Origin of the sequence: Rhodococcus phenolicus, from assembly GCF_001646785.1 — a bacterium.
Lineage (GTDB): Bacteria > Actinomycetota > Actinomycetes > Mycobacteriales > Mycobacteriaceae > Rhodococcus > Rhodococcus phenolicus.
Genome location: NZ_LRRH01000002.1, coordinates 24,084 through 31,762 on the forward strand (window position 1 = coordinate 24,084; position 7,679 = coordinate 31,762).

General features: G+C 67.7%; 6 protein-coding genes. 4 read left to right on the plus strand and 2 right to left on the minus strand.

Going from position 1 to position 7,679, the window contains the following annotated elements; genetic code table 11:
* Nucleotides 1-116: 116 nt before the first annotated feature.
* Nucleotides 117-1,559 carry a DUF7159 family protein gene (locus A8G15_RS01060; protein WP_068154501.1) on the plus strand — a complete coding sequence of 481 codons (1,443 nt, stop codon included), beginning with the start codon at nt 117-119 and terminating at the stop codon, nt 1,557-1,559.
* Nucleotides 1,560-1,573: 14 nt separating this feature from the next.
* On the opposite strand, the gene A8G15_RS01065 is transcribed toward A8G15_RS01060, so the two are convergent.
* On the minus strand, nt 1,574-2,860 hold the full coding sequence (locus A8G15_RS01065; RefSeq protein WP_068154503.1) for a YibE/F family protein: 1,287 nt from the start codon (nt 2,858-2,860) through the stop codon (nt 1,574-1,576).
* 642 nt (nt 2,861-3,502) lie between these two features.
* The gene (locus tag A8G15_RS01070; RefSeq protein WP_068154557.1) at nt 3,503-4,768 is read right to left on the minus strand and encodes a pyridoxal phosphate-dependent aminotransferase; all 1,266 of its coding nucleotides are present in this window, start codon (nt 4,766-4,768) and stop codon (nt 3,503-3,505) included.
* A 150-nt stretch (nt 4,769-4,918) separates the two neighbouring features.
* Here A8G15_RS01070 and A8G15_RS01075 point away from each other — a divergent pair, with 150 nt between their 5' ends.
* From A8G15_RS01075 to A8G15_RS01085, 3 genes are all read left to right on the plus strand, one after another.
* Nucleotides 4,919-5,122: a cold-shock protein gene (locus tag A8G15_RS01075; protein WP_068154505.1), complete on the plus strand. Its 204-nt coding sequence runs from the start codon at nt 4,919-4,921 to the stop codon at nt 5,120-5,122.
* A 220-nt stretch (nt 5,123-5,342) separates the two neighbouring features.
* On the plus strand, nt 5,343-6,536 hold the full coding sequence (locus A8G15_RS01080) for an alkane 1-monooxygenase (RefSeq protein ID WP_245687671.1): 1,194 nt from the start codon (nt 5,343-5,345) through the stop codon (nt 6,534-6,536).
* 55 nt (nt 6,537-6,591) lie between these two features.
* A complete protein-coding gene (locus A8G15_RS01085; protein WP_425415051.1) occupies nt 6,592-7,650 on the plus strand; it encodes an alpha/beta hydrolase in 1,059 nt (352 codons plus the stop codon).
* Nucleotides 7,651-7,679 lie beyond the last annotated feature (29 nt).

The window sequence follows — 7,679 nt, forward strand, 5'->3', positions numbered from 1 at the left end:
GAACGACCGTCCGGAATCACCTGGTTGCCCGATGGGACCGTTGGGTAACATCGGGTCCGTCTCGAAGCGCCGGGGGTGAGCACTGCAGCGGCGCCGGAAACTGTAGAAGGCGGCTGATGAGTTCGGTACTCGGGGTGACCGTGGGGGAGAGCGCCGTCCGGATCGTGCGTCCGATCGACCGGACCGCGCCGTCGGCGGGATATCAGTTCCAGGTGGTGGACACGGGCCGCGACGACCCCGCTCGTCTCGCCGCCCAGACGTTGGGAGTGCTGTTCCAGACCGGCGTGGCCGGCGAGCCGATCGACACCGTCGGCGTGGTGTACCGCGACACGACGCAGGCCGACCGGATCCGCGCGGCGATGGCAGAACAGGGTCTCGACAGGTTCGGCCTGGTTTCCGAGTCCGAGGCGGCGCTCGCCTATCTGCGTGCCACCGGTGAGCTGTGCACCGACACCGCGGTGTTCTACGACCTGGGCGATTCCGGACTCACGGTGACGGTCGTCGACCTGCCGTCCGGGCAGGTGCTGGCCGGACGCACCGACACCGTCGGCGGGCGGGTGTTCGACGCCGCGATCCGCGCGCACCAGCTCGGCACCAACGGTGTGTGGCTGCCCGACGACCCGGCGACCTCCACCGAGTTCGATGCACAGTGCCGCGAGGCGAAGGAGCAGCTCTCCGCCAGTGACGCGGTCGCGGTACCGGGAGCTGCCGGGCTCATTCTCATGTCCAGGGACACGTTCGACCCGTTGATCGCGCAGTGCGTCGAATCGTCGGCGCGGTTCGTCCGTGACATCGTCGAACGTGCCGGCCGGGACCCGGAGGCGATCGTGCTGCTCGGCGGTGGCGCGCACATTCCGCTCGTGCAGGAGGTCCTGCGGTCCTGGCTGAAGCTGCCGCTGGTGGTGCCGCACGAGCCGGAACTGGTCCTCGCGAAGGGCGGCGCACTCCTGGCCGGTCAGCCGAAGGACCGGTTCCCGGCCGTCACCGCCCGGATCGTTCCGCCGTCGGCGACCGAGCGCATCGCGCGGCCGGCCCAGGCGCCGGCCGGGGTCGGGGGATTCGCCTCGACGGACCAGCGCACCGACCGGATCGCCCGTTCGAAGGACCGGCCGGGGGACGCCGATGACTCCGACGGGTCGCGGTCCTGGCTGGGGATGATCACCGCCCGCGGACCGCGGGTCAGCGGCAAGCAGATCAGCGGCGCGGGTCTGGCGGGAACGGCCCTGATGGTCGTCGCACTGATCGGTGTCGCGCTCGGCGCGGGCAACACGGTCTTCGGGTCGACACCGTCCGACGAGTCCGCCCCCGCGGAAACCGTGGTGACGACACCGCCGTCGTCGAAGCCGCAGCCGAAGCCCGCGGTCGCACCCGCACCGGTCACCACGACCACCACGGTCGAACCGGACCCGGTGACGACGACGCAGCGGCAGGTGCCGCCTGCTCCCGAGCCGCCTCCGCCCCCGGCGATGATCCCGGGCCTGAACATCCCGGTCCCCGTGCTTCCGACGGTGGAGTTGCCGCGGTTCGAGCTGCCCCGGCTGGAGTTGCCCGGGCCGTGATCGCCGGTCGCTGATCAGCGGGCGTGACGCCCGCGGGGTTGATCGGTGCCGGCGGCGCTTCGCGCACCCGATCCGACCGGCCGCGCGAGCAGCGCCGCGATGGCGGTGGTCAGCGGCACCGACAGGGCCAGTGCGATGCCGCCCACGCAGGCACGCACGACTTCGATCGCCACGGCGTCGCCCGTGACGACGTCCGAGATCGATCGTCCGGCGATGCTGAAGAACAGCAGGAGCGGCAGCGCACCGCCCGCGTAGGCCAGCACGAGTGTGTACACGGTGCTGGCGATGTGATCGCGGCCGACCCGCATCGCGGAGGTGTACACCTCGCGCCGGCTCGCGGACGGGTCGAGGGCCGCGAGTTCGAACGCCGACGACGCCTGGGTGATCGTGACGTCGTTGAGGACACCGAGCGATCCGATGATGAATCCGGCGAGCAGCAGGCCCGTGATGCTCACGTGCTCGAGGTACAACTGCACGTCGGTGTTCTGCTCCTCCGACAGTCCCGTCAGGTGGGTCAACCGGATCGCCAGATAGGACAGCAGTGCCGCCAGGCCCATCGACGCGAGGGTCCCCAGCAGTGCCGAGCTGGTACGGAGGTTCACGCCGTGCGCGAGATACAACACGGCGTACAGGATGAGTGAGCCGCCGACCAGTGCGACCGGCACGGCCGGTTTCCCGTCGAGCAGCGCCGGCAGCATGAAGCCGACGAGGACGGCGAACGCGACGAACAGGCCGATCAGTGCCCGCAGCCCGCGCCATCGCGCGACCGCGATGATCACTGCGGCGAACGCCACGATGATCAGGGCGATGGGCAGGCCGCGCGCGTAGTCGTAGAAGGAGTACTGGGTCGCACCGGACAGATCCGTCTGCCTGACCAGCCGGATCCTCTCGCCGGCGCGCAGATCCGGTTGCCCGGGACCCGGTGCGATCTCGAGCAGGGTGCGCGTGCCCTCGTTGGGACCGGAATCGATGGAGATCACGTTGCGGGAACATTCGTAGGCGTTCAGCGTCGGCGGCACCGGCTCGCCGGTGAACACGCGGCCCGACGAGGTGCTTCCGCACGGTCCGACGTCCTGGGCGACAACGGTGCCGGCCTCTGTGACGACGGCACCGCCGCCGGATGTCTGGAACGGCGCGGGGATGTCGATGGATCTGCTGCTGGGCCACAGTGCGACCGTGCCCAGCAGGACGGCGATGCCGATGGCCGTCAGCAATCCGACGACCACCCGGGCCGCGGTGGGGCCCAGCGGAACCGGGCCGTCGTGGCCGTGCCCGTGCCCGTGTCCGTGTCCGTGACTCACCGCAACAGGCTAGCCACCTGCGGCCACGTGCCCGGATCGGGGCGCGTTCACACCGGTCGCGTATGTGCGCGGGGAACAAGCGGGGAGGGCGGGGTGGTGCCTCCCGCACGAAAAATGCGGCCCGGCGCACCCCGATCGTGTGGATTACCCGGAAATTCTGTGGTTCAATCGTGACCGCGAGTGGGTTTCCCGTCGAGATCCACAGCCCGATGACGGATCACGGCCTGCACACCGCTGAGGCGGCGATGAGTGCAGAAGGGCCGAGGTGAGAGTTGGGCTGGTGGTGGCGGGGAGCAGGGGGGGTGTCCCCGCCACCTTCACCTGACCTCGCACAGGGGGGATGGCGTCGGTCAGGGAGCCCGGCACGATCGAGCCGTGCCATGGACAAACCTACTTGTTGTGTCCGCATTCGGGGAAGTGTTCCGCGGTGTGTTGCCGCTCACGGATTGGTAAAATTGTCTGATTCGGGACCTTTTAGGGACCTTCTACCTGGGAAAATACGGCCTTTGGCATGCAGATATAAATTCCGTATCTATGGGCGTGTCGCGACTCTCGGGCGTGTCACGGCAGGCCCCGGAGTCCGGAGATCCGGAGCCGAAGCCTGCCGCCGGGAGGAGTTCGAGCCGCTGACGGGCACGAACGCTACTGCTTGTAGCTCGAGAGGAAATTGCCGAATCGTTCGATCGCCACGGCGAGATCGCGGGCCCACGGCAGCGTGACGATCCGCAGGTGGTCGTGGTCGGGCCAGTTGAAGCCCGTGCCCTGGACCATGAGGATCTTCTCCTGCAACAGCAGGTCCTGCACCAGCTTCTCGTCGTCGTGGATCTCGTACACGTTCGGATCCAGGCGCGGGAAGGCGTACAGCGCGCCGCGCGGTTTCACACAGCTCACACCGGGGATCGCGTTGAGCCGCTCCCACGCGACGTCGCGCTGCTCGAGCAACCTGCCGCCGGGCAGGATCAGATCCTCGATGCTCTGGTAGCCGCCGAGCGCGACCTGGATCGCGTGCTGAGCCGGGACGTTCGGGCACAGACGCGTCGACGCGAGCAGGTCGACCCCCTCGAGGAAGCCGGCAGCATGCTCCTTCGGACCCGTGATGGTCATCCAGCCCGAGCGGTAGCCGGCGACCCGGTACGCCTTCGACAGGCCGTTGTAGGTCAGGCACAGCAGATCGGGTGCCAGCGTCGCGAGCGAGATGTGCTTCGCGTCGTCGTAGAGGATCTTGTCGTAGATCTCGTCGGAGAGCAGCAGCAGCTGGTGCTTGCGGGCCAGCTCGACGAGCTGGCTCAGCACCTCCAGGGAGTACACCGCGCCCGTCGGATTGTTCGGGTTGATGACGAGCAGAGCCTTCGTGCGGTCGGTGATCTTCGACTCGATGTCGGCGATGTCCGGATTCCAGTCGTTGGACTCGTCGCAGAGGTAGTGCACCGGAGTGCCCCCGGCGAGGGACGTCATCGCGGTCCACAGCGGATAGTCCGGTGCGGGGATCAGGACCTCGTCGCCGTCGTCGAGCAGAGCCTGCATCGTCATCGTGATGAGTTCGGAGACACCGTTGCCCAGGTAGATGTCGTTGATGTCGAGCTTGGGGAATCCCGGCACGAGTTCGTAACGGGTGACGATCGCACGGCGGGCCGACGCGATGCCCTTCGATTCGGAGTAACCCTGCGCGTGAGGAAGCGCGGCGATCATGTCCTGCACGATCGTCTCGGGTGCCTCGAAGCCGAACGGGGCGGGGTTGCCGATGTTCAGCTTCAGGATGCGGTGACCTTCCGCCTCCAGCCGCGCGGCATGGGCGTGCACCGGCCCGCGGATCTCGTACAGCACGTTCTGCAGCTTCGACGACTGCTCGAGCGGGCGGGTGATGCGGTGGTGAAGGTGGCCTTGCTCTCCGATAGTCACGGCGTCCATGGTGCCACCGTCGCGCAACCGCATTTCAACCGGATTTTCCGAAACCTCGCCGCGTCTGCCGCGACGATCCGCGGAAACAGTGCGATGATGGCGACTTGTGACCGCGGCGTCGGGGTGACGTGCGGATGTTGATGTAGGGAGTCGGCGGAAATGGCGCAGGGAACTGTGAAGTGGTTCAACGCGGAGAAGGGGTTCGGATTCATCGAACAGGACGGTGGGGGACCGGACGTGTTCGTCCACTACTCCGAGATCCAGGGCAGCGGGTTCAAGACCCTCGATGAGGGTGCCCGCGTCGAGTTCGAGATCGGTCAGGGCCAGAAGGGCCCGCAGGCGCAGGGCGTCCGCGCGATCTGATCTCGCGTTTCCCCGTCACAACGGTGGTGCCGCAACTTTGTTGCCCGGCATCACCGTTGTGTTGTCTGTGGGTTCCGTCACTGGCCACAGAAGCGTCCACCCCCGTGCATTACTCTTCGAGACCGATGGGGCTGTGTTCGGGGGCGAAGGCAGTCGGCGTTGCAACCGGGAGGGGCCTGCTGTCGTGCAGGTCGCGTGGCAGTACGGCTGGAAGTAAGTGGTGGAATTGGTTGTGTCCGGGGGGTCGGCGTTGGCTGCGTACGACGGGGTCGGGTCGCGGTGGAAGGATCCCAAACGGCATCTCTGGCTCTACGGGCTGGCGGTGCCGCTGAGCCCGTTCGTCGCGTGGATCCTCGTGCACTACCTCCGCCTCGGAGTGTTCTGGGCCGCCGGGGCCATCGTCATCGCCGTGATCGCTCCGCTCGTGGATCGGTTCGTCGACCAGGACCGGCGAAATCCTCCCGACGAGATCGTGAAGTCCCTCGAAAACGACAAGTACTACCGCCGGTGCACCTATCTGTATCTGCCGCTGCAGTACGCGGGTCTGGTCTTCGGCTGCTGGACCTGGGTGAACAGCCCGATGGGACCGTTCGAGAAGTTCGCGATGGCCGCCACGCTCGGCGTCGTCGGCGGCGTCGGCATCAACGCGGCCCACGAACTCGGTCACAAGCGGACCAAACTCGAACGCCGACTCGCCAAGATTGCGCTCGCCCAGTCCTTCTACGGGCACTTCTACGTCGAGCACAATCACGGGCACCACCTGCGCGTGGCGACGCCCGAGGACCCGGCGACCGCTCGATTCGGGGAGGGTTACTGGCGTTTCCTGCCGCGGACGGTGTTCGGGAGCCTGCGGTCGGCCTGGGAGTACGAGAGCGCGCGGCTGCGCCGCCGCGGCCGATCGCCGTGGAATCCGCTTCGCAACAACATCCTCAACGCCTGGGCGCTGAGCGTGGCGCTGTTCGGTGCCCTCCTCGCGGCGTTCGGCTGGCAGATCGCGCCGTGGCTCGTCGCACAGGCCGTGATGGCCGTGATGTTCCTCGAAGCCGTGAACTACCTCGAACACTACGGTCTGCTGCGGGAGAAGCGGCCCGACGGCCGCTACGTGCGGGTGGCCGCGCCCCACAGTTGGAACAGCGACCACGTGTGCAGCAATCTGTTCCTCTACAACCTGCAGCGGCACAGCGACCACCACGCCAATCCGATGCGCCGCTACCAGACCCTGCGCAGCATGCCGGAAGCCCCGCAGCTGCCTGCCGGCTACGCGGTGCTGGTCGTCATCTCGCTCGTCCCGCCGCTGTGGCGCCGCGTCATGGATCGACGAGTGCTCGAGCACTACGACCACGACCTGTCGCGCATCAACATCGACCCACGAAAAGAGGCCGAAATTCTTGCGCGTTACCCCGCTGTGACGTAATCCTGGTCACACGGATGCGCAGCGTCCGTCTCGGGGTGGACGGCGGGGGTTGGATGTGGGAGCTCTGCGGAACGGTGGTGTCGGCGGCGCGTTGCCGTCCTGGGTGCGGCTCGCCGGCGCCGTGATCGGCGGAGCCGTGCTCGCGGCGGCGTCTCAGGCCCTCGCCTGGGCGGTGCCGGGACGGGCCCCCGAACCGGACGGCGGGCCGGCGGTCGTGGAGCGGATCGACGTCGTGGGGGACCGGCGCTGGGACGTGTTCGTGTACTCCCCGGCGATGGGCCGCACCATCACCCTCAACGTGATCCGTCCCGCCGATCCGACGGTGCCGCGGCCGACGCTGTACCTGTTCAACGGGGCCGGGGGCGGCGAGGATTCGATGAACTGGCTCAACCAGACGGACATTCTCGCCTTCACCGCGGACAAGAACGTCAACGTCGTCATCCCCGCCGAGGGGATGATCAGCTACTACACCGACTGGTTGCACGAGGACCCGGCGTCCGGGCGGAACAAATGGGGCACGTTCCTCACGAAGGAGTTGCCTCCCGTCCTGGACCGGGCGCTGGGAGCGTCGGGAGTCAACGCGCTCGCCGGTCTGTCCATGGCGGCCACCTCCGTGCTCGATCTGGCGATCCAGGCACCGGGGTTGTACCGCGCGGTCGCGTCGTACAGCGGGTGCGCGCAGACGAGCGACCCGCTCGGTCAGGCGTACGTGCGCTCCGTCGTCGAAGTGGCCGGCGCCAAGGACGCGACGAACATGTGGGGCCCGTACGACGGCCCGGGATGGGAGGCACACGACCCGTACCTCAACGCAGAGAAGCTGCGGGGGCTGTCGCTGTACGTCTCGAACGGCAGTGGTTTGCCCGGTCCGTACGAGAATCCGGCGCTGCCGCGGTCCCCGCAGGCGCCGATGTTGGTCGAACAAATCGTGTGGGGAGGTCTCATCGAAGCAGCCACCAACGTGTGTACGCACCGGCTGGCCGACCGTCTCCGGGAACTGCAGATCCCCGCCACGTTCCGGTTCCGCGCGGACGGGACACACTCGTGGGGGTACTGGCAGGACGAGTTGTACGCGTCGTGGCCGCAACTGGCTGCGGCGATGGGTTCCGATCGATAGCGCAGCACCTTTCGGGTGTGATGTCTCCC